This is a genomic window from Amycolatopsis samaneae, from assembly GCF_039541975.1.
GTDB lineage: Bacteria > Actinomycetota > Actinomycetes > Mycobacteriales > Pseudonocardiaceae > Amycolatopsis > Amycolatopsis samaneae.
In genome coordinates, this window is the sequence record NZ_BAABHG010000023.1 from 63809 (window position 1) to 88926 (window position 25118).

At 71.3% G+C, this 25118-nt stretch carries 22 protein-coding genes; 9 read left to right on the forward strand and 13 right to left on the reverse strand.

Annotated elements, in window-relative coordinates; all coding sequences use genetic code 11:
* Positions 1 to 16: 16 nt before the first annotated feature.
* The 4 genes from ABD987_RS40840 to ABD987_RS40855 all read right to left on the reverse strand — a co-directional run bounded on the left by ABD987_RS40840 (position 17) and on the right by ABD987_RS40855 (position 3869).
* Positions 17 to 1540, reverse strand: a complete 1524-nt coding sequence (locus ABD987_RS40840; protein WP_345407662.1) for a glycosyltransferase family 39 protein — start codon at positions 1538 to 1540, stop codon at positions 17 to 19.
* 2 nt (positions 1541 to 1542) lie between these two features.
* Entirely contained in the window at positions 1543 to 2286 is a 744-nt protein-coding gene (locus tag ABD987_RS40845) for an ABC transporter permease (RefSeq protein ID WP_345407663.1), read from the reverse strand.
* 17 nt (positions 2287 to 2303) lie between these two features.
* Positions 2304 to 3209 (reverse strand): ABC transporter ATP-binding protein, encoded by a 906-nt coding sequence (locus ABD987_RS40850; protein WP_345407665.1) that lies wholly within the window; start codon positions 3207 to 3209, stop codon positions 2304 to 2306.
* A 141-nt stretch (positions 3210 to 3350) separates the two neighbouring features.
* Positions 3351 to 3869 (reverse strand): ribonuclease FAU-1 family protein, encoded by a 519-nt coding sequence (locus ABD987_RS40855; RefSeq protein ID WP_345407667.1) that lies wholly within the window; start codon positions 3867 to 3869, stop codon positions 3351 to 3353.
* Between the two features lie 129 nt (positions 3870 to 3998).
* Between ABD987_RS40855 and ABD987_RS40860 the strand changes: the two genes are divergently transcribed.
* The 4 genes from ABD987_RS40860 to ABD987_RS40875 all read left to right on the forward strand — a co-directional run bounded on the left by ABD987_RS40860 (position 3999) and on the right by ABD987_RS40875 (position 8314).
* A complete protein-coding gene (locus ABD987_RS40860; RefSeq protein ID WP_345407791.1) occupies positions 3999 to 5381 on the forward strand; it encodes a DUF5685 family protein in 1383 nt (460 codons plus the stop codon).
* A 69-nt stretch (positions 5382 to 5450) separates the two neighbouring features.
* A complete protein-coding gene (gene uvrB / locus ABD987_RS40865; RefSeq protein WP_345407669.1) occupies positions 5451 to 7607 on the forward strand; it encodes an excinuclease ABC subunit UvrB in 2157 nt (718 codons plus the stop codon).
* Positions 7608 to 7643: 36 nt separating this feature from the next.
* Complete coding sequence (locus tag ABD987_RS40870; RefSeq protein ID WP_345407671.1) at positions 7644 to 7916, forward strand: type II toxin-antitoxin system VapB family antitoxin; 273 nt, start codon at positions 7644 to 7646, stop codon at positions 7914 to 7916.
* Positions 7913 to 8314 carry a type II toxin-antitoxin system VapC family toxin gene (locus ABD987_RS40875; protein WP_345407673.1) on the forward strand — a complete coding sequence of 134 codons (402 nt, stop codon included), beginning with the start codon at positions 7913 to 7915 and terminating at the stop codon, positions 8312 to 8314. The genes ABD987_RS40870 and ABD987_RS40875 overlap by 4 nt, the downstream gene beginning before the upstream one ends.
* Before the next feature lie 7 nt (positions 8315 to 8321).
* On the opposite strand, the gene ABD987_RS40880 is transcribed toward ABD987_RS40875, so the two are convergent.
* Positions 8322 to 9740: a S28 family serine protease gene (locus ABD987_RS40880; protein ID WP_345407675.1), complete on the reverse strand. Its 1419-nt coding sequence runs from the start codon at positions 9738 to 9740 to the stop codon at positions 8322 to 8324.
* Between the two features lie 236 nt (positions 9741 to 9976).
* Between ABD987_RS40880 and ABD987_RS40885 the strand changes: the two genes are divergently transcribed.
* A complete protein-coding gene (locus tag ABD987_RS40885; RefSeq protein WP_345407677.1) occupies positions 9977 to 10495 on the forward strand; it encodes an SRPBCC family protein in 519 nt (172 codons plus the stop codon).
* Between the two features lie 10 nt (positions 10496 to 10505).
* Here ABD987_RS40885 and ABD987_RS40890 read toward each other — a convergent pair whose 3' ends face one another.
* From ABD987_RS40890 to ABD987_RS40900, 3 genes are all read right to left on the reverse strand, one after another.
* The gene (locus ABD987_RS40890; protein ID WP_345407679.1) at positions 10506 to 10925 is read right to left on the reverse strand and encodes a hypothetical protein; all 420 of its coding nucleotides are present in this window, start codon (positions 10923 to 10925) and stop codon (positions 10506 to 10508) included.
* A gap of 273 nt (positions 10926 to 11198) precedes the next feature.
* Entirely contained in the window at positions 11199 to 12122 is a 924-nt protein-coding gene (locus ABD987_RS40895; RefSeq protein WP_345407793.1) for an ABC transporter permease, read from the reverse strand.
* Between the two features lie 20 nt (positions 12123 to 12142).
* The gene (locus tag ABD987_RS40900) at positions 12143 to 15010 is read right to left on the reverse strand and encodes an alpha/beta fold hydrolase (RefSeq protein ID WP_345407681.1); all 2868 of its coding nucleotides are present in this window, start codon (positions 15008 to 15010) and stop codon (positions 12143 to 12145) included.
* A 291-nt stretch (positions 15011 to 15301) separates the two neighbouring features.
* Between ABD987_RS40900 and ABD987_RS40905 the strand changes: the two genes are divergently transcribed.
* Together ABD987_RS40905 and ABD987_RS40910 are read left to right on the forward strand one after the other, a co-directional pair.
* Positions 15302 to 16285, forward strand: a complete 984-nt coding sequence (locus ABD987_RS40905; protein WP_345407683.1) for a TerC family protein — start codon at positions 15302 to 15304, stop codon at positions 16283 to 16285.
* Positions 16286 to 16306: 21 nt separating this feature from the next.
* Complete coding sequence (locus tag ABD987_RS40910; RefSeq protein WP_345407685.1) at positions 16307 to 18265, forward strand: S9 family peptidase; 1959 nt, start codon at positions 16307 to 16309, stop codon at positions 18263 to 18265.
* An 81-nt stretch (positions 18266 to 18346) separates the two neighbouring features.
* On the opposite strand, the gene ABD987_RS40915 is transcribed toward ABD987_RS40910, so the two are convergent.
* The 3 genes from ABD987_RS40915 to ABD987_RS40925 all read right to left on the reverse strand — a co-directional run bounded on the left by ABD987_RS40915 (position 18347) and on the right by ABD987_RS40925 (position 20972).
* Positions 18347 to 19003, reverse strand: a complete 657-nt coding sequence (locus ABD987_RS40915; RefSeq protein WP_345407687.1) for an RES family NAD+ phosphorylase — start codon at positions 19001 to 19003, stop codon at positions 18347 to 18349.
* 55 nt (positions 19004 to 19058) lie between these two features.
* The gene (locus tag ABD987_RS40920) at positions 19059 to 19640 is read right to left on the reverse strand and encodes a DNA-binding protein (protein ID WP_345407689.1); all 582 of its coding nucleotides are present in this window, start codon (positions 19638 to 19640) and stop codon (positions 19059 to 19061) included.
* 354 nt (positions 19641 to 19994) lie between these two features.
* Complete coding sequence (locus ABD987_RS40925) at positions 19995 to 20972, reverse strand: LacI family DNA-binding transcriptional regulator (protein ID WP_345407795.1); 978 nt, start codon at positions 20970 to 20972, stop codon at positions 19995 to 19997.
* Between the two features lie 241 nt (positions 20973 to 21213).
* Between ABD987_RS40925 and ABD987_RS40930 the strand changes: the two genes are divergently transcribed.
* The gene (locus ABD987_RS40930) at positions 21214 to 21720 is read left to right on the forward strand and encodes an MmpS family transport accessory protein (RefSeq protein ID WP_345407691.1); all 507 of its coding nucleotides are present in this window, start codon (positions 21214 to 21216) and stop codon (positions 21718 to 21720) included.
* Between the two features lie 41 nt (positions 21721 to 21761).
* A complete protein-coding gene (locus ABD987_RS40935) occupies positions 21762 to 22511 on the forward strand; it encodes an ABC transporter permease (protein WP_345407693.1) in 750 nt (249 codons plus the stop codon).
* Here the strand turns inward: ABD987_RS40935 and ABD987_RS40940 are convergent.
* Together ABD987_RS40940 and ABD987_RS40945 are read right to left on the reverse strand one after the other, a co-directional pair.
* Positions 22508 to 23182 (reverse strand): histidine phosphatase family protein, encoded by a 675-nt coding sequence (locus ABD987_RS40940; RefSeq protein WP_345407695.1) that lies wholly within the window; start codon positions 23180 to 23182, stop codon positions 22508 to 22510. The two genes, ABD987_RS40935 and ABD987_RS40940, sit on opposite strands and share 4 nt — an antisense overlap.
* Before the next feature lie 38 nt (positions 23183 to 23220).
* The gene (locus tag ABD987_RS40945) at positions 23221 to 25086 is read right to left on the reverse strand and encodes a Na+/H+ antiporter (protein ID WP_345407697.1); all 1866 of its coding nucleotides are present in this window, start codon (positions 25084 to 25086) and stop codon (positions 23221 to 23223) included.
* Positions 25087 to 25118 lie beyond the last annotated feature (32 nt).

A 25118-nucleotide genomic window follows, 5' to 3' on the forward strand; every position in this document is an offset into this window, starting at 1 on the left:
CCCTTGGCGGGTGGGCTCAGTCGCGCGCCAGTTTCGGCCACAACGTCGTCCACGATTCGTTCCGCCCGGTGGCCAGCCAGATCGGGTTCCCGTCGATGGAGTTCGCCACCGGCAGTCCGGTGTGGACGGTCCCGATCGGTCGCAGGTGGGCGAAATGTCCGAGCAATGGGCGGGGGTCCTCGCCGACGAACAGCACGTCCGTCGCGCTCTCCGGCGGCGTCACCAGCGTCGCGTAACCCCGGTTCGGGCTCGTGGGCTCCGGGAGACCGAGGTCACGGCCGAACCGGTCGAGCGCGCTCGCGCCCCAATAGCTTTCGGTGACCACCGCGGTGCGGGCGCGGTCCGGTCCGGGGAGCGTCGCGTAGGCCCCGGCAACTGACTTCGCCACCTCGGGCCAGCCGATCTCCTGGGTGGCGAACGCCGGTGACGGCAGGCCCGGATGTTCCGCCAGCCAGGTCCGCGGCCACACCGGCAGCGAGATCGGGACGACGAGGATCGCGGCGACCAGGTAGCAGGGCCAGGTGGCGAGCCACCGCCACCACCGCGAGGCCCGCCCGCGTTCGAGTTCCACGACGGCGACGGCCCAGCACGGCGCGAACATGCCCGCGACGTAGTAGTAACGGCCGTTCACGGCCAAGAAGACGGCCGCGAGGCCGAGCGCGGTCCAGCCGAGGAAACGGTACGCGCGCAGCTCCGTCGAGCGCAGGAGCCGCCACAGGCCGTAGCAGAGCAGGACCGCGCCGACCGGGATCCCGGCGACGAGCAGCGCGGAGGGCAGGAACACCACCCGGCCGCCCCAGGTGCGCCCGACCTCCTGGGAGATCGCCGCGCCCACGCCCAGCTGCGGCCAGCCGTGCGTGGCCTGCCAGAGCAGCGTCGGCACGAGTGCCAGCGCGGCGAGCAGCGCGCCGAACCACAGTGCCGGACGGCGCAGCAGCTCCCTCGGGCCGCAGGCAAGGAGCGCGATTCCCGCGACGATCCAGAAGCCCCCGATCAGGAACTTCGTGTACAGCGCGACGGCGGTGACCACCCCGGCCCACCCGAGGAGACCGTCCCGCCGCGTCCTGACCCAGCGGACCAGCAACCACAGCAGCAGCGTCCACAGGACCGGGTCGAGGGTGGACGTCGCGAGGTAGTGCCCGCCCGCGACGAACTGGGCCGCCACCGCGACCGTCGCCGCGGCCATCGTCTGCGCCCTGCCGCGGCCGCCCAGCTCCCGGGCGATCAGCGCGGTGAGCACGACCGCGGCGAGTGTCGCCGCCATCGCCGGAATCCGTAGTACGAAAGGGGATCCGGGGCCGATCGCGTCCATTGTCCTGGCCAGCAGCGGCAACAGCGGCGGCTGGTCGACATACCCCCAGGACAGATGCCGTCCGGCCGCCAGGAAGTAGAGCTCGTCCCCGAAGTAGCCGTACCGGTCCGCGGTCAGCGCGAGCGGGACGGCGAGCAGCGCGGCGACCGTGAGCACCGGCTTCGCCGCGAACGCCGGGATCGGCGCCGGCACCACCGGGTCCCCGGTCCTCTCCTGCGTGGCGGTCACGCTCACTCCCAGCGGAAGAACCGCGCGGCGAGCGCGATGCCCACCACGGCGAACACGGCCATCGCGACGAGCTGGACGACGCCGGGCGCGTTGCCGTTCCAGGTCTCCCGCAACGAGTTCAGCGTCGCGCCCAGTGGCAGGACGTCCGCGACGCCCTGCAGGAATGAGGGCAGGGCCTCCTTCGGCACCCAGACGCCGCCCAGCGCGAGCATTGGGAAGAACGCCGCGGCGCCGATCCCGCCCGCGGCCCGTCCGGTCGGCGCGAGCGCCGCGACCAGCAGGCCGACGGAGAACAGCGAGACGGTGCCGAGCACGATCGACAGCGCGAAACCGCCCGGATTGCCCGGCAGCGCGACGCCGAGCGCGAGCCTGCCCACCCCCACGATGAGCAGGACCACGAGCACGGCGGCCACCAGGTTCACCAGCAGCTGCGCGGTGAGCAGCCTGGTCGGCGGCACCGGGCTCGCCGAAAGTCGTTTGAGGACCCCCTTTTCCCGGTAGGTGGCGATCGCGGTCGGGAAGAGCGTGAGCGCGAGCATCGCGAGCAGGATCGTCACCGACATCGGCGCGATCAGCGACGTCAGCGGCGCGTGCCCGCCGAACTTCGGGTCGGGGTTCCTGCTGTCGGGCATCAGCCCGAACACCAGCAGCAGCGCGAGCGGGATGCCGAGCACGGTGATCGGCGCCCCGGGGTCGCGCAGGAACAGCTTCGCCTCGACGGCGGTCATCTTGGTCAGTGCGGCCATGGTGTCGGTCCTTGTTCCTAGTCCAGTTTCCGGCCGGTCAGCGCGACGAAGGCGTCGTCGAGGCTGGCCTGGTCTACCCGCAGGTCGCCGGCGATCACCTGCGCGCGGGCGAGCAGGGAGGTCACCGCGTGCAGCACGTTGCCGCGCCCGGTGACGACGAGCTGCCCGCCGTGCTCCTCGACGGTTCGCACCTCGGGCAGCGCTTCGAGCTCCCGCCGGTCGATCGGCCGGGACGGGCGGAAGCGGATGCGCTGTTCGTCGTTCACCCCGGCGACCAGTCCGGCCGGGGTGTCGATGGCGACCACGCGGCCGCCGTCGATCACCGCGAGCCGGTCGCAGAGCCGCTCGGCCTCCTCCATGAAGTGGGTGACCAGCAGGATGGTCACGCCCTGGTCGCGCACCGTTTCGATGAGGTCCCAGGTGTCGCGCCGCGACTGCGGGTCGAGGCCGGTGGTGAGCTCGTCGAGCACGGCGATCTCCGGGCTGCCGATGAGCGCGAGCGCGATGGACAGGCGTTGCTTCTGGCCGCCGGAAAGCTTCTTGTACGCGGTGTCGCGCTTGTCGGCGAGCCCGAGCGTCGTGAGCAGCTTCTCCGGATTCGCCGGCGTGCGGTAGAAGGACGCGTACAGGTCCAGTGCCTCGCCGACACGGAGCTTGTCGGGCAGCTGGCTCTCCTGGAGCTGGATCCCGACACGCTGGCGGAGCTCGTCCCTGTCGCGGTGCGGGTCGAGCCCGAGCACCGACAACGTGCCGCCGTCGGGGGACCGCAGGCCTTCGAGGCATTCCACCGTGGTGGTCTTGCCCGCGCCGTTGGGCCCGAGGATCCCGAAGATCTCGCCGCGTTCCACCGCGAACGAAACGTCCCGTACGGCGACTTTCTCCCCGTAGCGTTTGTGCAGTCCGCGCACCTCGATGACCGGCATCCGGTCGTCCCCTCTCGTCGGGCTTCTCGTCGTGATCGAGAATCCCGCGTGCCGGGGGCGCGGCGGATCGGCGGAGCGGCCAGAACCGGGATCCACCGGCGGGCCACCGCCCTCAACCGATCGGTGGATGGCGGGCAGCGCTCAGGGGTGCCGTTTCCAGGTGAGCGTGATGTCCTTTGTGGACAGCCAGGCCGCGAGGTCGTAGCCGTGCGCGGCGAGCCCTTCGACGGCGGCGTAGGTGGTTTCGAGCGCGTACTCGGCGTCCTGAGTGGACAGCAGCCCGCGCGCGACCGCGAGCACGAGCTCGTCGGTGTCGATGACCCGCGCCGAGACCTTGTCCTTGAGCACCAGGTCGAGGTAGAGGTCCGTGGTCCTCCAGCGGCTCCCCTCGCGGTCGACGCGGACGACGTCGGCGTAGAAGTCCTGGTCGCGTTCGTGACCGGGGTTGTACCAGAAGTCGGTCAGCCGCAGCCCGAGCCCGGGCAGCAGCCACGACTCCAGGTACCGGAACTGGGGCCTGCCAGGGGTGGGGCGGGCCAGGTACAGCCCGAACGGCGCCTCGCGGTACTCCTCGACGTCGCGGGGCACACCCTTGGGATCGATGTTGGTCCCGGCGGCGACGTCGAAGATCTCGAGCTTCGGCGGGTGCAGGTCGGTCATCGCCCCATCCTGCCCGTTCCCGGCGCGTCCCGGGGAAAACCGCCGAACGCCGGTGCGGCGCCGTCGCGGGCGCTAGGGTTCCGCGAGGCACCGGCGCGAGGTGCCGTCACGAGTGTGGGGGAGCGGGAGTTGTTCGGGATCATCAGACCCTGCCGTCACCGGCTGGCCGGCCGGTTGCACGCCGACTGGATGGCACACCTGTGCGGGCTCTGCCTCGCGCTGCGCGACGAGCACGGCCAGCTCGCCCGCCTGGTCACCAACTACGACGGACTGATCGTCTCGGCGCTGGTGGAGGCGCAGGCGCCCCGGCACGGGCGCCGGCGGGCGGGTCCGTGCGCGCTGCGCGCGATGCGCCCGGCCTCGGTCGCCGAAGGCGGTGGCGCGCGGCTCGCGGCGGCGGTCTCGCTCGTGCTCGCCTCCGCGAAGGTCGGCGATCACGTGGCCGACCGCGACGGTGCCTTCCGGCGGCGCCCGGTCGCCCTCGCCGCGCGCCGGGTCGCCACCCGGTGGGCGGAGCAGGGCGGGCGCACCGGGGCGCGGATCGGCTTCGACACCACGGTGCTCACCGAGGCGGTCGGCCGCCAGGCGGAGATCGAGGGCGCGGTCCGGCTCGGCGACTCGGCCCTGCTGGCCACCGAACCAGCCGAACTCGCGACGGCGGCGGCGTTCGCGCAGACCGCCGTGCTCGCCGGACGTCCCGGCAACAGCGCGCCACTCGCCGAGGCCGGCCGGTTGTTCGGCCGGGTCGCGCACCTGCTGGACGCCGTCGAGGACCTGGCCGAGGACGAGGCCGCGGGGGCGTGGAACCCGCTGTCGGTGACGGGTACCGACCTCGCCGAGGCCCGGCGGCTGTGCGACGACGCGGTGCTGGGGGTCGAACTCGCGCTGCGCGAGGCGGAGTTCACCGACGGGTCGCTGGTGCACGCCCTGCTCGTGCACGAGCTGCGGCAGGCGGTGCGCCGCGCGTTCGGGCACCACCATCTGCACGGCCAGCAGCCACCGCCGGGGTGGATCGGCCCGGGACCACATCCCCAGCAGCATCCACACCAACCGGGACAGCCGGGACAGCCGCCCTACGGCCCGCCGCCCGGCTACGGTCCGCCCGGGTACGGTCCGCCACCCGGGTACGTGCCGTCACCCGGCCAGGGGACACCGCCGCCGGGGTACGGGCCGCACGGGGCACCCGGCCCCGGCGGTCCCGGAGGACCCACCGGTCCCGGCGGCCCCGACGGACCGGCGGGACCGCCGCCCGAGCCGCCGAAGGACCACGGGCCGGAGGACGGCCAGGGCGGCTGGTGCTGGCAGCCGAAGTTCGCCGTCCCGCCGCGCGAACGGAACTTCTTCCTCGGCTGCGGTGTCGCGGCCTACATGTGCTGCAGCTGCCAGTTCTGCTGCCGCGATCCCTACCCCGGCCCGTGGAGCGGCAAGCCGGTCGGCAGGGCGTGCGACGGGTGCGACTGTGGCGGGTGTGACACCTGTTGCGAGTGCTGTTCCTGCTGCGACTGCAACTGACGAGGAGACCGCGCCGCCGGCGGCCGCTCGGTTGAGAAACTGTCGGGGGTGGCGCCTACCCTGGTTCTCGTGGCTTTCGCAACCGAACATCCCGTGCTCGCCCAGTCCGACTTCCGCCCGGTCACCGACATCCCGCGCACCGGCGGCCGGTTCGAGGTGGTCAGTGAGTACCAGCCCGCCGGTGACCAGCCGGCGGCCATCGACGAGCTCGAACGCCGGGTCAGGGCGGGCGAGAAGGACGTCGTGCTGCTGGGTGCCACCGGTACCGGCAAGTCGGCGACCACGGCGTGGCTGATCGAGCGCGTCCAGCGGCCGACGCTGGTGATGGCGCCGAACAAGACACTGGCCGCCCAGCTGGCGAACGAGCTGAAGGAACTGTTCCCGCACAACGCGGTCGAGTACTTCGTCAGCTACTACGACTACTACCAGCCCGAGGCGTACATCGCGCAGACGGACACCTACATCGAGAAGGACTCGTCGATCAACGACGACGTCGAGCGGCTGCGGCACTCGGCGACGATGAACCTGCTGTCCCGCCGGGACGTGATCGTGGTGGCCAGTGTGTCCTGCATCTACGGCCTCGGCACGCCGCAGTCCTACCTGGACCGGTCGTCGAAGCTGAAGGTCGGCGAACAGCTCGACCGGGACGTCTTCCTGCGCGCGCTGGTCGACGTGCAGTACACGCGCAACGACATCGCGTTCGCGCGTGGCACCTTCCGCGCCCGCGGCGACACGGTCGAGATCATCCCGGCGTACGAGGAGCTGGCCATCCGGGTCGAGTTCTTCGGCGACGAGATCGAGAAGCTCTACTACCTGCACCCGCTGACCGGGGACATCGTCAAGGAGGTCGACGAGGTCCGGATCTTCCCGGCCACGCACTACGTCGCCGGCCCGGAGCGGATGGAGAAGGCGATCCGCGGGATCGAGGCCGAGCTGGAGGAGCGGCTGGCCGAGCTGGAGAAGCAGGGCAAGCTGCTGGAGGCGCAGCGGCTGCGGATGCGCACCTCCTACGACATCGAGATGATGCGCCAGGTCGGCTTCTGCTCCGGGATCGAGAACTACTCGCGGCACATCGACGGCCGTGAGGCCGGGTCCTCGCCCGCGACGCTGATCGACTACTTCCCGGACGACTTCCTCCTGGTCATCGACGAGTCGCACCAGACGGTGCCGCAGATCGGCGGCATGTTCGAGGGCGACATGTCCCGCAAGCGGAATCTGGTGGAGTACGGCTTCCGGCTGCCGAGCGCGGTGGACAACCGCCCGCTGACCTGGGAGGAGTTCACCGACCGGATCGGCCAGACCGTCTACCTGTCGGCCACGCCGGGGCCGTACGAGATGGGCCAGGCTGGCGGCGAGTTCGTCGAGCAGGTCATCCGGCCGACCGGCCTGGTCGACCCGAAGGTGGTCGTCAAGCCCACCGAGGGTCAGATCGACGACCTCGTGCACGAGATCCGCGAGCGCGCGGAGAAGGACGAGCGCGTCCTGGTCACGACGCTGACCAAGAAGATGGCCGAGGACCTCACCGACTACCTGCTCGAACTCGGCATCCGGGTGCGGTACCTGCACTCCGAGGTGGACACGCTGCGCCGGGTCGAGCTGCTGCGGCAGCTGCGCGCGGGCGACTTCGACGTGCTGGTCGGCATCAACCTGCTGCGTGAGGGCCTCGACCTGCCCGAGGTGTCGCTCGTGGCGATCCTCGACGCGGACAAGGAGGGCTTCCTGCGCAGCGGGACCTCGCTGATCCAGACCATCGGCCGCGCGGCGCGAAACGTCTCGGGCGAGGTGCACATGTACGCGGACAAGATCACCGACTCGATGCAGCACGCGATCGAGGAGACGGATCGCCGCCGCGCCAAGCAGATCGCGTACAACGAGGAGCGCGGCGTCGACCCCCAGCCGCTGCGGAAGAAGATCGCCGACATCCTCGACCGGGTCTACAGCGAGGCCGAGGACACCGAGTCGGTGGCGGTCGGCGGCTCGGGCCGCAACGTCTCGCGTGGCAAGAAGCCGGAGCAGGGGGACAAGGTCCGCAGCTCCGGGATGCTCGTGGACAAGGACGTCGCGGGGATGCCGCGTGCCCAGCTCGCGGACCTCATCCAGCAGATGACCGACCAGATGATGCAGGCCGCGCGCGATCTGCAGTTCGAGCTGGCCGCCCGCCTGCGGGACGAGGTCTCCGACCTGAAGAAGGAGCTTCGCGGCATGGACGCCGCAGGCATCAAGTAATGGTAGATTTACACCATACCCGGGTATCATTACACCATGCCGATGAACATCAAGGATCCGGACGCGGAGCGACTTGCCGAGGAGGTGGCGGCTATGACCGGTGGCAGCAAGACAGCGGCGGTACGTGACGGACTGCGGCTCCTGCGCGATCGGCTGGTCGCCGAACGGGACGGGCAGCGGAACGGCGAGGAGTTCGTGCGTTTCCTCCGGGAGGAGATCTGGCCACAGGTCAGTCCGGAGAACCGGGGCGTGCCGGTGACGAAGGCGGAGCGTGAAGAGATCCTCGGGTACGGGCCGGGTGGCGTGTGATCCTGGACAGCTCCGCGATCATCGCCGCGATTCTCGGCGAGCCACGAGCCGAGCAGATCGGTGCGGCCATCGGTGCCGCTCCGGTGTGCCGCATCGGTTCGCCGATCCTGGTCGAGACGACGATCGTGCTCGTGCACAAGGAGGGCAACCGCGGCAAGACGTTGCTCGCCGACTTCCTGCAACAGCGGAACTTCGACGTGTTGTCCTTCGGCGACGCGCATTGGCGAGCCGCGCAGGTCGCCTACCTCCGGTTTGGCAAGGGACGGCATCCGGCCGCGCTGAACTTCGGTGATTGCCTGACCTATGCCGCGGCGTTCGTCGCCGGGGAGCCGTTGTTGTGTATCGGGGACGACTTCCCGCAGACCGACCTGCCGCTGGTCAAGCTCGGCGAGCGGTAGCCCGGCCTCACAGCCGGGGCCGGGCGGTCATGATCGGGTCGGCGTCGAAGTCCGGGAAACCCGCCGGCGCGGAGCGCGCGGTCACTTCCGGGCCGGCGGGCGGCAGCCCCGCCCAGCGGCGGATCGTCGCGGTCGCCGCCGCGGCCTCGTCCGGGGGCAGCTGCGCGACGTTCGCGCCGTGGTTGCCGCCCGGCACGAAGTAGCGGTACGAGTCGCGCGAGCCTGGCCCGAGCCGGAAGGGCTCGGCACCCCACGGGTCGTTCGAGCCGTAGACGAACAACAGCCGCCTGCCCTGGGTACGGACCCAGAAGTCGATGTCGGGCATGGCGAAGTGGTCGAACGGCGGCCGTTCGATCGACTTCGGCACGAACGACTCCGGGACGTCGGCGCCCGGGTACCGCAGCAGATCCCGCAGGTACCCGTCGTAGGCCTCGGGCGAGCCCAGCTGGACGGCGGCCTGGTAGTAGTACGGGACGTACGGGGCCAGCGCCTGGTCGGCGTAGGTCGTGAGGCTTTCCACCTTTTCGAACCAGGCGTAGACCTCGGCCGCGGGAGCCCCCGCCTTCGGCACCGTCGCGCAGTCCGACTGCTTCTGGTATTGCCAGAAGGCGAAGTACGCGTCGATGACGGCGATTTCCAGTGACTTGTCCAGTGAACCGACGGTCGTGAACGTGTATCCCTTCTTCGCGGCGTCGGCCGTGGCGAGCCCGCCGAACTCGTCACGACGTTTCAGCGTGTCCCGCTGGATCGCCTTGAGCGCGGTGCGGCAGCCGGGATCGTCGCCGACTCGCGAGAGGAACCGGTTGTAGCTGTCGATCTCGTCGATGACGTCGTTGGGCGCGACGTAGGGGATCGTGCCGTCGACGTCGTGCGGGAAGAACCGCCGGAAGTAGGTCGCGGTCATCCCGCCCTTGCTGCCCCCGGTGGCCAGCCACTTCCCGGGGTAGAGGGCCCTGAACGCCTGTACCGCGCGGTGTTCGTCGGCCGCGGCCTGCCAGATCGTCAGCTGATCGGCCCAGTTCTCCTGCCGTGGCCGCGATGGCGTGAAGTAGCGGTACTCCATCGACAGCTGGTTGCCACCGACGATCCGGGTCGGCTCGGACCTGTTCGGCGCGGCCGACACGTTGTAGCCGCTGGTGTAGGCCACCGTCGGTGCGGAGAAATCCTTGTGCAGCAACGTGAATCGCTGCTCGAACGTGCCCGCGTCCGGATCGCGGTGGTCGGCGGGCTGGGTGAACGTCAACCGGAAGAAGCGGTACCCGTCCGGTGCCGGGGCCTCGTCGACGACGGTGAGGCCGGGGACGTGCCGCAACGCCTCCCCGATGTCGCCGCCGCCCGGCTCCGCCGCCTTCGCGGCCGGGACCGGGCCCGCCACGGTCAGGACGGTGACCAGAACCGCCGAGCAGACGGTGAGCAGCCCGCGCATCCGCACCTCCGGCTCCAGGAATTCCCCAGTCGGAGGATCCTCACAGAAGGGCGCGGGGCCGGACAAGCGCCGACCGGCGGAAGAACCGGCGGCCCCCGACTTTCGGCGGGGCGGCGCGCGGCGGGGTGTCGTCTTCCCCGCCGCCGCGGTGCACGCACGCTGCGAGTTGTCCCTGCCCCGTCGCCCCGGCTAGGTTTCTGAGCACGCCGGAAGTGCCGGAAGCCCTGGGGAGAGCCATGAAGTACTCGGAAAGCCCGTCCATCGAGGTCGAAATCCGGATCGCCGCCTCGCCCGAGCAGGTGTGGTCGTGGCTGATCGACGTCGACCTGCCGTCCCGGTTCTCCACCGAGTTCCAGGGCGGCTACTGGCTCGACGACGCCGAACCCGGGCTCGGCGCCCGGTTCCGCGGCCGCAACCTCCACCCGTACGCGGGCGAGTGGGAAACCACCTCGACGGTGGTGGGTTTCGAACCGGCCCGGTTGTTCGCCTGGGCGGTCGAGGACGTGCGGAACCCGGCGGGAGCGTGGCGGTTCGAGCTGATTCCCGACGGCGACGGCACCGTGCTGCGGCAGCGGGGGCAGATGGGGCCGGGCCCCTCCAACCTCACCGACATCATCGCGAAGATGCCGGACCAGGAGGAACAGCTCGTCGAGATGCGACTGGGTGAGTTCCGCACCAACATGCTCGCCACCGTCGAGGGAATCAAGGCGCTCGCCGAGGCGGGCCCCCGCCCCGAGGCGGCGGGGGCGGCCTGAGCCCGGCCGGTCAGTCGACCAGCCGGACGCGGACGGTGGGACTGTAGGTCTTCTTCTTGGTCCAGCCCGTTTCCGCGCCTAGACTCAACAGGATCGAGCGATCCGCGGGAGCCCAGTACCCGGTGCGGATGAAGTACGCGTCCATATCGGCCAGCCGGGTGCCGGACTGCCGGGTGATGGTTTCCCAGCCCCAATACCGTCCGCTGGACTCGACGCCGTTACGGCGGACGAACAGTTTGGGATTTCCGATGTCACGGAGGCGATCGCCACCCTCGGCGATGTAGAGCACGCCGTCGATCTTGTAGGCGCGCTTGCCGTTCAGCAACGTCACCTGGCCCGAGGCGACAAAGCTGATCCGGCTGCCGTCCGGTGCGGGCAGCGTCCAATCGAGGACGAATTCCTGAAGCGGAACTTCCACAGACTGGGTCATGGCGACATCCTCTGCGTTCTTAGTGCCCTCGCCGCGTCGTCACTTCACGAAGATAGAGCGTTTTCGCCGGATCGGCCATGGCAGGCGGGGTTTTCACCCGAAGAGGGCCGCGGCGAAAAGAATCGTAATCAGCGACCGGATTCCGCGCGGTGTCCGCTCGGTTGGGTGAACATCGCCACAGGCGGTGAAAAGCCGGTGTCCCCCAAGGAGTTCTGTTGCTCTCCCCGGGGGACACCGGCCGTCGGCGCACCGGCGGCACCGGTGTACCGAATGTCAGCTGGTGACGTCCTTTGTGGCGAAGCGGCGCCCGGCCAGCACCAGGAAAACGGTGCCGTAGACGGCCGCCGAGAACAGCCCGGAGGCGATGTTCGTCCAGTCGATATCGGTCGATATCAGATCGATCCAGGAGAACGAGTAGTGCGTCGGCAGGTAGTTCCGCAACCCGGCCAGCGCGGTGATCTGGTCCAGGATCTGGGACAGGATGGCCACGAGCACCGCCCCGCCGACCGCGCCGAGCGGCGCGTCCGTGGACACGCTGAGCAACAGCGCGAGCCCGGCCACCCACGCCAGCTGCGCGATGACGTACACAGTGGACAGTCCGATGGCGACGAGACTCTTGCCGAAGGGCACCGCGTCCCCGGTCGGGCTGATCGCGTCGCCCGCCCCGTACCAGATCAGCCCCACCAGCAGGGACACCAGCGGCAGCAGCACCAGCGCGGCCACCGACAGGATCCCCGACACGATCGCCTTCTGCCGCAGCACCCGGTGCCGCGGCACCGGGATCGCCAGCAGGTACTTCAGGCTCGACCACGACGATTCGCTCGCGATGGTGTCACCGAAGAACAACGCCACGATCATCGGCAGCAGGAAGGTACCGGACACGAACAGCGCGAGCACCACGAAGTTCGGGGCGCTCGCGGTCGCCAGGTCCACGAACCCGCCGCTGCGCCGGTTCGGGCTGGACTGGCCCAGCTCGAACGCCAGCACCAGGACGAACGGCAGCACCGCGACGAACCCGAGCAGCAGCTGGGTGCGGCGCCGCCGGAGCTGCCGTTTGAGCTCGACGCCCAGCCGCAGCGTCCGGTCGGCCCGGTACCCGGCCACGGCGCCGTCCGGTCCCACCTCCGTCGGCTCGTGCGAGGCGACGTCGGTCAGTTCGGTCAGCGCCGCCGGATCCGTGTGCACGCCCCCGTGCATCCCGTCGGTCCCTTGACTGTTCATGACTCCTCCGTGACCAGCTGCAGGAAAGCGTCTTCCAGCCGTCGCCTCGGCCCGGCCTGCTCCACCGCGACACCCGCGCGGACGAGCAGCGCCACCGCCTCGGCGCGCGGGACCCCGTCGAGGTTCGCGTGCACGAGGTCGCCCTCGACCGCGACGTCGGTGACGCCGCCGGTGGCCCGCAGCGCCTCGGCGGCCGCCTCCGGGGTGTCCACCCGGAACGTTGCCTCGCCGCCGGCCGCGGCCAGCTCGCCGACCTCGCCCGAGGCGACCAGCCTGCCGCGGTGCATGACCACCACGTGTGTGCAGGTCTGCTCGACCTCGGCCAGCAGGTGGCTCGACACCACCACGGTGCGCCCGGTCGCCGCGTACCGGCGCAGCACCTCGCGCATCTGGTGGATCTGGGGCGGGTCGAGCCCGTTGGTGGGTTCGTCGAGCACCATCAGCTCCGGCAGCCCGAGCATTGCCTGCGCGATCGCCAGCCGCTGCCGCATGCCCTGGCTGTAGGTCTTCACCCGGCGGTGCACCGCGTCGCCGAGCCCGGCGATCTCCAGTGCCTCGGCGAAATGCGCCTTTTCGGCCGGACGTCCCGTACTCGCCCAGTACAGTTCGAGGTTCGCCTTGCCGGACAGGTGCGGCAGGAAACCCGAACCCTCCACAAAGGACCCGATACGGGAGAGCACCGGCGCGCCGGGCCGGACGCGGTGGCCGAACACCCTGATGCTGCCCTCGGTCGGGGTGATCAGGCCCATCAGCATGCGCAGGGTCGTCGTCTTCCCGGCGCCGTTGGGTCCGAGCAGGCCGAGCACCTGGCCCGGCTCCACCCGGAAGGACAGGCCGTCGACGGCGACGAACCCGCCGGAGTACCGCTTGCGCAGCCCGTCGATGACCATCGGCGTCTTCGCCAGGTCCGGATCGACGTCGTGGGCCCGGCGGCGCCGGATCGCGGCGAACACCACCACCACGAGCCCGATCGCGAGGGTGACGCCGATGCCGGCCAGCTGCCACACCGGCACCCCGGCGCCCACGGAGGTGCCCGGCACGACCGGCACGGCGAGCGCGGTGTCCTCGGCGGGCGCGATCCGGAAGGCCGACGGCGTGGCAGGAACCGCGTACGCCTGGTCGGTCGTGCCGACCACCAGCCGCAGCGAATGCCCGGCTTCGACGGGCCGCACGATGCCCGGCAGGGTCACCGTGACCTCCACCGGGCTGCCGTCCGCGGGCAGCCCGCGGACCCGCAGCGGCGCCACCGCGTTGGCGGGGAGCACCCGGGTGCCGTCCTGGCCGACGTCGTAGAGCTTGGCGAACAGCACCGCTTCGGGCTCCGGGTGCGCGGGGTCGGCGGACACCCGCAGCCGGACCGTCGGCGACCCCGCCACGACCACCTGACTGTCCATCGGCGGGGTGCCGAACTGCGCGTACTGGCCGGGCGGATCGATGCCGAGCACCGCGCTCAGCCGCGAATTGCCGCTCACCAGCCCGTTGAGCCCGGGAATCCCGCTCACCGCCGAGGGACTGGCCCCGGCGGGCCGGACCACCGGCTGGGCCGGGCCGGTCAGCGGGAACAACCGTCGCTCCGCGGGCGCGGTCGTCAGGCCGGGGTAGGCCGGGGCCGCCACGGTGCGCACCGACGGCGTTCCGTTGGCCCGCAACGTGCCCTGGACGTCGTAGCTGAACCCGTTCGCGGGTGGCGAACCCTCGCCGGTGAGCGAGTACCTGAGGAACTCGGCGATCCTGCCGCGCAGCTTCGGGCCGGGCGAGCCGCCGTCGTGCCCGCCGGTGTACCAGACCGTGGTGACCTTCCCGCCGGCCGCGGTGATCTGCCGCGCGGTCGCGTCGGACTGGTCGAGGCCGAACAGGGTGTCGTTCTCGCCCTGCACGAGCAGGGTGGGCACGGTGATCCGGTTCGTCACCGACGCGGGGGAGACGCGCCGGAGCAGGTCGGTCGTCCGCGAACTCGCCTTCCCGGTGGTGGCCAGCTCGGTGTAGGCCGCGCACACCGGCGCGGTGAAGCGGCCGCAGAGGTCGGCGGGCGCCGGAGGCGCGGCGCGCGGTCCCGGCTGGGGCGGCGCCGCCCCGCCGCCGGTCCCGCCGGTCTGCTGACCGGTGTCCCTGGTCTGCTGCCCGGGTTCGGGTGCCTCCATCGCGGGCCCGGCGCCGGAGCCCGCCTGGCCGGATCCGGCGGAGAAGAGGTTGCCCGCCCAGGACTTCTTGAACACCCCGTCCGCGGTGAACGCGCCCGCCGCCGGGGTGCCCGCGGTGGGCGCCGTCGTGGCGGCGGCGTTCGGGAGCAGGCCCTGCGCGAGGTCGTTGTAGGTGATCACCGGGGCGATGGCGTCGACGCGCTTGTCGGTACCCGCGAGCAGGAGCGCGAGGGCGCCGCCGTACGAACCGCCGGTCACCGCGACCTTCGGATCGCCGTTCGCGTCGGTGACGACCTCGCGGGAGGAGACCAGGTGGTCGATGAGCCCGCGCGCGTCGGCGACTTCGCCGTCCGGGTCGTTGAGGCCGATCTTGCCGGTGCTGCGGCCGAACCCGCGGGCCGACCACGTCATGACGACGAAGCCCTGTCCGGCGAGTTCGCGGGCCTGGTCGGCGACGCTGTTCTTGGTGCCGCCGAATCCGTGCGCGAGCAGGACGGCGGGCGCGGGGGTCCGCTCGGGGAAGTAGGTGGTGGTGTCGATGGCGACCTTGTCGGCGGAGCCGGGCGCGGCGGGCAGGTCGAGGACCGCGTCCTGGGTCCGCGCAAGCGGTGGCGCGGGGGAGCGGGTCGACCAGACGACGGCCGCGGCGGCGAGCACCACCACGACCGCGCCGAGCGCGGTGAGCCGGGCACCGCGGGTGCGCGGGATCGGGAGTCGGGGCACGAGGTGACCGTATGTGAAGTTTACTGAGAACGCGTCGCGGCCTTAACAGAGATCAGACACCGAGCGTTCGCACGTGACGCTCTTAACACCACCAAGACGGTGACACGGGCAACCATCACTGGCGTTCGCGGTCCGTAACGGTCAAACTAGACGCGCTGTGAGGGGAGTATTCCTTCGCGGCGGTGTCGTCAGCACGGTGGCCCAGCGCCCCCGGCACCGTCGGCCGGTGTCCGCACCGGCGGGAGAGACCTCCGGTTAGTTGCTGCTGCGCACTATCCGGAGGTTTCGTCGATGTTCGTCCCCTTGTGGCTGTGGATCGCCACGGTCGGTGGCCTGCTGGCGCTCATCGCGCTCGACCTGGTCATCGTCGACCGCAAGCCGCATGAGGTCACCACCGGTGAGGCCGCCCGGTGGGTCATTTTCTACATCTCGTGCGCGGTGCTCTTCGGTATCGGCGTCTTCTTCTTCGCCGGGCACGACCCCGGCGTCGAGTTCTTCACCGGGTACATCACCGAGTACTCGCTCAGCGTGGACAACCTGTTCATCTTCATGATCATCATGTCCTCGTTCAAGGTGCCCGCCATCCACCAGCACCGCGTGCTGCTCGTCGGCATCCTGCTCGCGCTGGCCATGCGCAGCGTGTTCATCGCCGTCGGCGCGGCGCTGATCGCGCAGTTCGTGTGGGTGTTCTTCCTCTTCGGCGCGATCCTCGTCTGGACCGCGGTGAGCATGCTGCGCGGCAAGGGGGAGGAAGAGGAGTACCACGAGAACGCCGTCACCCGCTGGGTGCGCAAGGTCTACCCGGTCACCGACGAGTACCACGGGCACAAGTCCTTCGTGAAGGTCGGCGGCAAGCGGATGATCACCCCGATGTTCGTGGTGATCGTCGCGATCGGCAGCGCGGACCTGCTCTTCGCGGTCGACTCGATCCCGGCGATCTTCGGCATCACCCAGGAGGCGTTCCTGGTCTTCACCGCCAACGCGTTCGCCCTGATGGGACTGCGGCAGCTGTACTTCCTGCTCGGCGGTCTGGTGACCAAACTGGTCTACCTGTCCTACGGCCTCGCGGTGATCCTCGGCTTCATCGGCCTCAAGCTGGTCCTGCACGCGCTGCACGAGTACCACGTCGTCCCGGACTGGGCGGACATCAACAACTGGATCTCGCTCGGCGTCATCGTGGTCGTGCTGACCGCCACCACCGTCGCCAGCCTGCTGAAGGCCAAGCGTGACGAACGCGCCGGAGTCACGACGAAGAGCGGTAGTTCGGCAGGCTAACGATCCGGTACCGTCGGCGGGATGCGCCCCTCCGACATCGAATCCCTGGTGGTCCCCGGTCATCCCGCCCTGCACGGCGACCTGCTGCTGGTCGCGGTGGGCGGGCCCGACCTGAAGTCCAACGCCGAGCGGCGGTCACTGCGCCGGATCGCGCTCGGCGGCGGCGAACGCGCCTGGACCCAAGGGCCGCGCGACACGTCGCCGGTGATCTCGCCGGACGGGCGCTGGGTGGCCTTCCTGCGCGCCGGGCGGGGGGAGGGCGCCGAGGGCAGTCCGCAGCTGCACGTCATGCCCGCCGACGGCGGGGACGCGAAGCGGCTCACCGCGCTCCCGCTCGGGGTGTCGGCACCGGCGTGGTCCCCGGACTCCGGCCGGATCGCGTTCGTCGCGCGGATCCCCGAGCCCGGCCGCTACGGTGTGCCGGGCTCGGACGGCGAGGTGCTCGACCCCGCCGCCGAGGCGCCGCGCCGGATCACCCGCCTGGACTACCGCATCGACGACATCGGATTCCTGCGCGACCGGCCGCAGCGGCTGTTCGCGATCGACCCGGCCGCGGACCTCGTCGCGGGAGAACCGGGCGGGCCCGCGCCGCTGACCGACGGCGCGGTCGATGTCGACCATCCCGTGTGGACACCCGACGGCGGGCGGATCGTGTTCACCGCACCGGCGGACTGGGGCCGGGTGGAGACCGAGGGACGCGATCTGTACACGGTCGGGCCCGAGGGCGGCGAGCCCGAGCTTCTGGTGCGGGGCGAGGGATTCCTCGAACTCCCGGTGTTCGGTCCCGACGGCACCCTGTTCTTCTATGGACAGTCCTTTGTGGATGGCGTGTGGGAGGTCTGCAACACCGGTCTCTACGCGGCGGTCCCGTCCGGCGGCGACGGGCCGTGGGAGGCGCGCCGGCTCACCGAGACCGAGTCGGTCGACTGCGAGGCCCCGGCGGGCGCGCCGGTGCCGCGTGGCGAGGACGTCCTCGTCGCGGTCCGGAACCGGGGCGCGGTGGAGCTGCGCGCGGTGCCGGTGACGGCGGAAACCGCGCCGCCGGCCGATCTTCCCGTGCTCCTGGACGGCAAGGTCGTGGTCCGCGGGTTCGCCGCGGCGGGCCCGGTCGTGGTCGCCGTCGTCGCGACGCCGGTCAGTTCCGGTGACGTCGTCCTGCTCGCCGGGGACGGTCCCCGGACGCTCACCGACTACTCGGCACCGTTGCGTGCCAAGGGGTTGTGCGAGGTCGTCGAGCTGGACACCACCGCGCCGGACGGGTATCCCGTGCACGGCTGGCTGGTGCTGCCCGGGGGCGAGGGCCCGCACCCGGTGCTGCGCGTGGTGCACGGCGGGCCGTTCGCCCAGCAGGACTGGGCGGTGTTCGACGAGGCGCAGGTGTACGCGTCGGCCGGGTACGCGGTCGTCCTCGGGAATCCGCGTGGTTCGGCGGGATACGGGCAGAGCCACGGGCGCTCTGTCCTCCGCGGTCTCGGCACGGTCGACGCCGACGACGTGCTCGCCCTGCTCGACGCCGCGCTCGAACGGCCCGATCTCGACGCCGGGCGGGTCGGGATCATGGGCGGTTCCTACGGCGGGTTCATGACCGGCTGGCTCGCCGCCCACCACGGCGAGCGGTTCCAGGCGGCGTGGAGCGAGCGCGCGGTGAACGACTGGGTGTCGATGGTCGGCAGCTCGGACATCGGCTACGAGTTCGTGGACGTCTACGTCGGCAAGGATCCCGAGGCGCAGCGGGACCGCAGCCCGCTGACCCATGCCGAGAAGATCGACATCCCGTTCGCGGTGGTGCATTCGGAGCAGGACTGGCGGTGCCCGCTGGAGCAGGGGCAGCGGATGTTCGTGGCGCTGCGGCGGCACGGCACCGAGACGGAGTTCCTGCTGTTCCCCGGCGAAGGGCACGAGCTGACCCGCTCGGGCAAGCCCCGCCACCGGGTCCAGCGCTTCGACGCCGTCCTCGACTGGTGGGCACGGCACCTCTGAACGACGTACTCGCGTGATTGAACGGCGCACTCGCGTGATGGGACGGAGAACTCGTGTGATTGGGCGGCGCACTCGCGTGATTCACGAGAGCAGCGTGTAGTTCAGCTCCTCGCAGACGCGGCCCAGCGGGACGTCGAGACCGGGGTGGTCGAGCGGCAGCAGGACGTCCGGGGCGATGGGGAGGGCGGCGCCGGCGGGCGGGTCCCACAGGCAGATCGCGGGACCGCCGGAGTCCATCGACGAGCGGTACCAGAGCCCGTCGAGATCGCCGAAGGCGGCGCGGATCGCGCGGGCCCAGGCCTGGGTGAGTTTCTTCGGCCCGCTGGAGATCTCCTGCGACGCGCCGACCCTGGTGGGCCAGAGCCCGGTGAGGTCGAGCAGCTGGAGGGTGCGGGTGGGACGGACGACGACCAGCCGGGGACCGCGGGTCTTGCGGTCGACGGTGGAACTGGTCTGGAAGACCTCGGCGACGCTGGTGCGCACGGTCAGGCCGAAGTAGAGCACGCCGTTGGCCGGGTCGGTGACCGGGCGGCCGCCACGTCCTGGCGACTGCTGGTCGAACCGGCCGTGCGGGAGCGGGCCGGTGTAGCGGAACGAATTCCACTGTTGCGGGTGGTTGCCGTGCGCGGTGAAGATCCTGACCAGCCTGGTGTCGGGCTGGACCGGCACCACGTCCTTGGTGCGGTTCAGCTCCTTGACCAGGACAGACCGTGCGGGCGGCATGGGGAGCCGGGCCATACGTCGGGAGTCGTCCGTCCTTGTCGGAGAGATCGTTACTTGCGAACGTATCAGCCTAGAACGGCGAGCCTAACGTGGCGATCAGCCGGGCGACGTGTTCCGGGTCACCCCCGGAGAGCAACCACTGACGGGGAGTGGCGGGATGGTCGTTGATGACGAGATCGGTCTGGGGGGTGCTCATGAAGGCGGCGACCACGAGCGCGGGCTGGTCCTCGGGCAGCGCGCGCAGGATCACCTCGAGGCCGGGGAGTACGCCCGAACCCGCGAACTGCCAGGACGGCAGCCGCCAGCCCTGATCCTTCCAGCCGGTGAGCCTGCCTTCCTTGAGGCGATGGCGGATCCGGCTGTCGTCGACGCCGAGGACCCGCGCCGCCTCGACCACGCTGAGCGCGGATTCGGCGAGCACGGCGTGCGCGGCGACGGTGCGGGCGCGGAAGTCGGGCTCGCCCTCGGCGCGGGGTGTCAGGTCGAGGCCGACGTCGGTGAGCGCGGCCCGCTGGTCGGGGGAGAAGTAGTGCGAAGGATCCGGGTTGGGTGGGGACAGTCTGCGCGCCGCGTCCTCGACCATCGTCAGGAACTCGGTGGCGTCGACCTTGAGGCCGGCCTTGGCGAGGACGTTCTCCAGTGCTACAGACATGCGCCTAGACTAACCCGGATGTGCGGGTTCGTGCGGTATCTCGCCTGATTTGTGGGTGAATTCACCAAAGATCGACACAGACCGCACATTACTCAACACGAACGGTAGGGGACTGCGGGTCAGTTTGCCTCCATCGGACGAGCTTGTCCAGGGCCGGAGACGCTTGACACTCCACAGTGCGGGATCTACGTTCCGGTGGAAATCGATTTCCTGCCTTCGTGCTTCACCGGCCCCGGCGGTCACGGGCCGCCGGACCTGGGGGACACAGGGGGTGGGGCGTGCCTGGGGGCCGGCGTCGCGCCGGCCCCCAGGCACGTTCGTGCGGATAGCGCTTACTCACCCGGGCGCGTGAGGTCAGCGTCGTGAGCTGTGCCGGGCGATGAGCCGGGCCTCCAGGGTCACGGTGGCGGGCTCGCGGGTGCTGTCGCCGATCCGCGCCAGCAGGAGATCGGCGGCGGCGCGGCCGACGTCGTAGGCGGGCTGGGCGACGACGGTCAGCGGCGGGTCGATCAGTGTCGTCCACGGCGCGTCGTCGAACGCCACGAGCCCGACGTCCCTGCCAGGGCGCAGCCCGCGCTCGGCCAGGGCCTCCAGTACGCCGATGGCCATCGTGCTGTTCGCGACCAGCAGCGCGTCCGGGGGCGCCGGTTCGTCGAGCAGGTCCAGCGCGGCGAGGCGGGCGCCCTCGGCCCGGTAGGCGGACCGGCGGAACAGCGCGGACCGGCCGCCGACGACGTCGACGTACCCGGCGAGCCGGTCGTCCGCGGTGCGGACGCCGGTGGGGCCGCTGAGGCAGCCGACACGCTGGTAGCCGTTGCCGAGCAGGTGCGTGGTGGCCTCGCCCGCGGCGCGGCGCGTGTCGACGAGCACCTGGTCGCCGACGATCCCGGCGAGCGGCCGGTCCACCGCGACGACCGGGGTGCCCTGCCTGCGCAGCCGGTCGACGCTGGTCGCGTGCCCGGTCGGGGACAGCACCACGCCCGCGACCCGTTCCTGCAGCGCGACGTCGAGGTACCGGCGTTCCTTGTCGGCGTTCTCGTCGGTGTTGCAGAGCACCACCGAGTAGCCGGAGGTCTGGGCGAGGTCCTCGACGCCCCGCGCGATCGCGGTGAAGAACGGGTTCTCGACGTCGGAGATGATGAGCGCGAGGACCGCGGTCTCCTGGCGGCGCAGGTTCCTGGCCAGTCCGTTGGGGTGATAGCCGAGCTCCTCCGCCGCGCGCCGCACCCGGGCGGCGAGTACCGGGTCCACCGTGGACTTGCCGTTGAGCGCCCTGGACACGGTCGCGGTCGACACGCCCGCCCTGGACGCGACGTCGGTGATGGTGGCCACCGCGACCTCCCTGCAGTGCCGGCTGGGCATGGCTCCTTCGCCCAAGACCCTAACGGCAACGCGGTCGTTTACCCCGGGCCAACCGGCGACGCGGCCGACCAGCGACATTGCGTGAGCAGAGGGCGCCCGAAAGGGTGAATATGAGAGTTCTCGGGCCTAATGGCTAACACGCCGTCTATACCGGACGAGAAGTAGGCATCGTACTCGACCGGAGTGCGCCCGAACGAGGGATGACCTCTCCATGCGTGTTCGCACCGTGGCTTCGCCGGTACCGCCGTCGCCGGGAGCCGTGCCGGATCCGGGGGACCGTGGCCGGGTCTGGACGCTCGGCAACGTCGTGGTCGTCGTCGGCGTCGCGGCGGTCGCGATCACCCTGGCCTGGTACGTGCTGCCCGGGACGACGTCGCGGCAGGCGGCACCGCCGCCACCGGAGCAGGCGCGGGCGGCGCCGGTCGTGGCGGCCGCACCGGTCAGGCACGCCGTGGTCTACGAGCTGACCGGCACGGGCGGGGCCCGCAACCTCACCTACGTCGGCGGGGGAACCGACCTCGTCCAGTCCGCCGAGGTCACCACGCCGTGGTCGACCTCCTTCACCCGCACCGGCCCGGGTGACCGGACCGAGTTCTACAGCCTTTCCGCGCAGCACGCCGGGCAGGGCACGCTGCGCTGCCGGGTCCTCGTCGACGGCGTCGTCGTCGCCGAGAAGGTCGTCAACGGGGACGGCAGCCAGCTGATCTGCACGGCGTAGGCCGCCGCGCCTTCCCGGCGTGGGCGCCGGCGCGCCCGATAATGAACGCCGTGATCACGTTCGGGCCCGCGCTGGTGGCGGTGCTGGTGGTGCTCGCGGTGGCCGGGGCGCTCGTCGTGCGGTTCGGCGGGCTCGCGCGGGGCCGGACCGTGCTCGTCGCCGCCGTGCGCGCGGTCGTCCAGCTCGCCCTCGTCTCGCTGGTGATCACCGCGATCCTGCGTTCGGGCTGGCTGACCGGCCTGTTCGTCCTGCTGATGTTCGGGATCGCGGCGTACACCTCGGCACGCCGGATCGGGGGCTCCGGCGCCGCGCGGGTGCTGCGGTGGGCGGCCACGGCGATCGCGGCCGGGGTCGCCCCGGTGCTGGGGCTCGTGCTCGCCGCCGGGGTGGTGCCGTTCCGGCCGATCGCCGTCGTGCCCATCGCCGGGATCGTGATCGGCGGCGCGATGACCGCGACCTCGCAGGCGGCGCGGCGGGCGCTGGACGAGCTCAAGGCACGGCACGGCGAATACGAGGCGGCGCTGGCACTCGGCTTCACCCCGCGCCCCGCCGCGCTGGAGATCTGCCGCCCGTCGGCGGGGCAGGCGCTGATCCCGGCGCTCGACCAGACCAGGACGGTCGGGCTCGTGACGTTGCCCGGCGCCTACGTCGGCGTCCTGCTCGGCGGTGCCTCGCCGCTGCAGGCGGGTATGACCCAGGTGCTGGTGCTGATCGGGCTGGTCGCCGCCGAAGCCGTCTCGGTGCTCGTCGCGGTCGAACTCGTCGCCACGGGGTACGTCCGCCGGCCCTAACCCAGGTGCGTGACGTCGTTGAAGCCGCGCACCAGCCAGTTACCGCCCAGCACGACCAGGCGCGAGACCGAGCCGTTGTCGGCGCCGAGGAACGCGAACCGCTCGCCCGCGCCCGCGGCCTGGGCGAACACCTCGCCGATGACCCCGCCGTGGGTGAACACCGCGACCCGCTGGTCCGGGTGCGCGGCGGCGATCCGGCCGATCGCGGCACAGACCCGGGCACCGAACGCCTCGTCGGCTTCGGCGCCGGGAAGAACGCCCCAGCGCTGTTCGGTCCAGAGCCGCTCGGCGATCGGGTGACCTTCGGAGGTGTTCTTGCGGAACAGGCCGCCCTCCCAGTCGCCGAGGTGGATCTCCCGCAGGTCCGGTTCGACCCGCGGTGTGAGGCCGAGCTTGGCCGCCAGCGGCGCGGCGGTCTCCGCGGTCCGGCGCAGCGACGTCACGTACAGCGCGTCGAGCCCTTCGTGCGCCAGCCGCGCGCCGACGCGTTCGGCCTGCTCCCGTCCTTCCGGCGCGAGGGCGGGATCGGCCTGGCCGTCGAGCATCGGCGGGGGCGAGCTCACCCGCGCGGGGGCCGATTCGCCGTGCCGCACCAGGAAAATGTCGGCAGCGCCGGGCGGCGGGGTGAACCGGTGCTGGCGGTATTCGATCTCCTGCTCGGGCGTGCTCATGTCGTCGAACATAACAGCGGCCGACCGGACCTCAGCGTCTAGCCGAGCTGCTTGTCCACGAAGCACCAGCGCCACGTCTCGCCGGGCTCCACGCTGCGCATCACCGGATGCCGGGTGTCGTGGAAGTGCCGGGTCGCGTGCCGCTTCGGCGAGGAGTCGCAGCAGGCGACGTGCCCGCACTTGAGGCACATCCGCAGATGCACCCAGGTGCTGCCTTCCTCGACGCACTCGGCGCAGGAGTCGGTGCTTTCCGGCCGGTGATCCGGCCAGGCGTGCGCCAGGTGCTTACAGGAGCCCGCCGTCGCGGCCGGGGTCCGGAGTTCGCGGCCTTCCATCGGCGGTTCCTCCTCGTCCGCGTCGAGCATCGACTCCTCGATGTCGAGCCGTTCCAGCACCCGCCGCAGCACGTCGTCGTCGGCGGTCCCGGCGGCGCGCGCCTTCAGGAACACCTCGCGTTCGGCTTCGAGCAGCTGGATCCGCAGCCGACGATAGGCGTCGCTCGGTGTCTCCGCGAGCGCGCTCTGCCGTCCCAGCTGTTCCCACGCGGCGTCCGAACGGGACTGGAGCCGGTCGCGGATGCGCTCCACGACGTGGTCCGGGTCCTCGGGCCGCCGGATCTCACGCAGCTTCGCCAGCGCCGCGTGCGTCATGTCGTTGAGGACCGCGGCCTCCTGCAGCGCGTCCTCGGCGGGGTCGGGCGCGGGCAGCCGGAGCCGCCGGATCAGCGCGGGCAGCGTCGTGCCCTGGATGGCGAGGGTCCCGGCCACGACCACGAACGCGGCGAGCACCAGCACCGGACGCTGCGGGGTGTCCTGCGGCAGCACGAAGGCCGCGGCGAGCGTGACCACGCCGCGCATCCCGGCCCAGGCGAGTACCGCGGAGTACCGCCACGGCCAGACCTTCTTCTTCGTGCCGATCACCCGGCGGACCAGGCCGATCCCGACCAGCCACAGCACCCGGGTGAGGATGGTCGCCGCGAGCACCGCGGCGCAGATCCCGGCCAGCCCGAGGATGCCGATGCCGGTGTCGGCGACCTCGGCGAGGATGCGCCGCAACTGCAGGCCGATCAGCAGGAACACCATGTTCTCCAGCAGGAACTGGATGGTGTGCCAGTTGAGCCTGCTGGCCAGCCGCGACGAACCGGACAGCATGGTCGGCGTCTTGTACCCGAGGATCAGCCCGGCGATCACCACCGCGAGCACCCCGGATCCGTGCACGGCCTCGGCGGGCAGGTAGGCGATGAACGGCAGCACGAACGACAGCGCGGTGTCGAGCACCGGCTCGTCCATCCTGGTCCGCACCCACGCGCCCGCGAAGCCGACCACCAGCCCGGCCAGCGTGCCGAACACCGCCGCGCGCAGGAAATCGCCGCCGACCTGCCACAGGCTCACCGACCCGGCGATGGCGGCGATCGCGGTCCGCAGGGCGACCAGCGCGGCGGCGTCGTTGAACAGGCTCTCGCCTTCGAGCAGCCGGACCAGCTTGCGGGGCATCCCGACCCGGCGCGCGACCGCGCTCGCCGCGACCGCGTCCGGCGGCGCCACGACGGCGCCGAGCGCGATGGCCGCCGCCAGCGGCAGGCCCGGGACGACCAGCCAGGTGACCACGCCGACCCCGAAGGTGGTGAACACGACCAGCCCGACCGACAGCAGCGCGATCGGGCCCCGGTTGCGGCGGAAGTCGATCAGCGACACCTGGATCGCCGACGAGTACAGCAGCGGTGGCAGCAGCCCGAGCAGGACCACCTCGGGTTCGAGGTGATACTCCGGAATGCCGGGGACGAACGAGACGGCGACGCCGAACGCGATCAGGCACAGCGGTGCCGGCCAGTCGAGCCGCCGCGCCACGGCACTCACCACGAGCACCGCCACGACCAGGGCGACGATCTCTGCTGCGATCTCCACGCGGACATCATTCCCCGGCGGGCGGCCCGGGG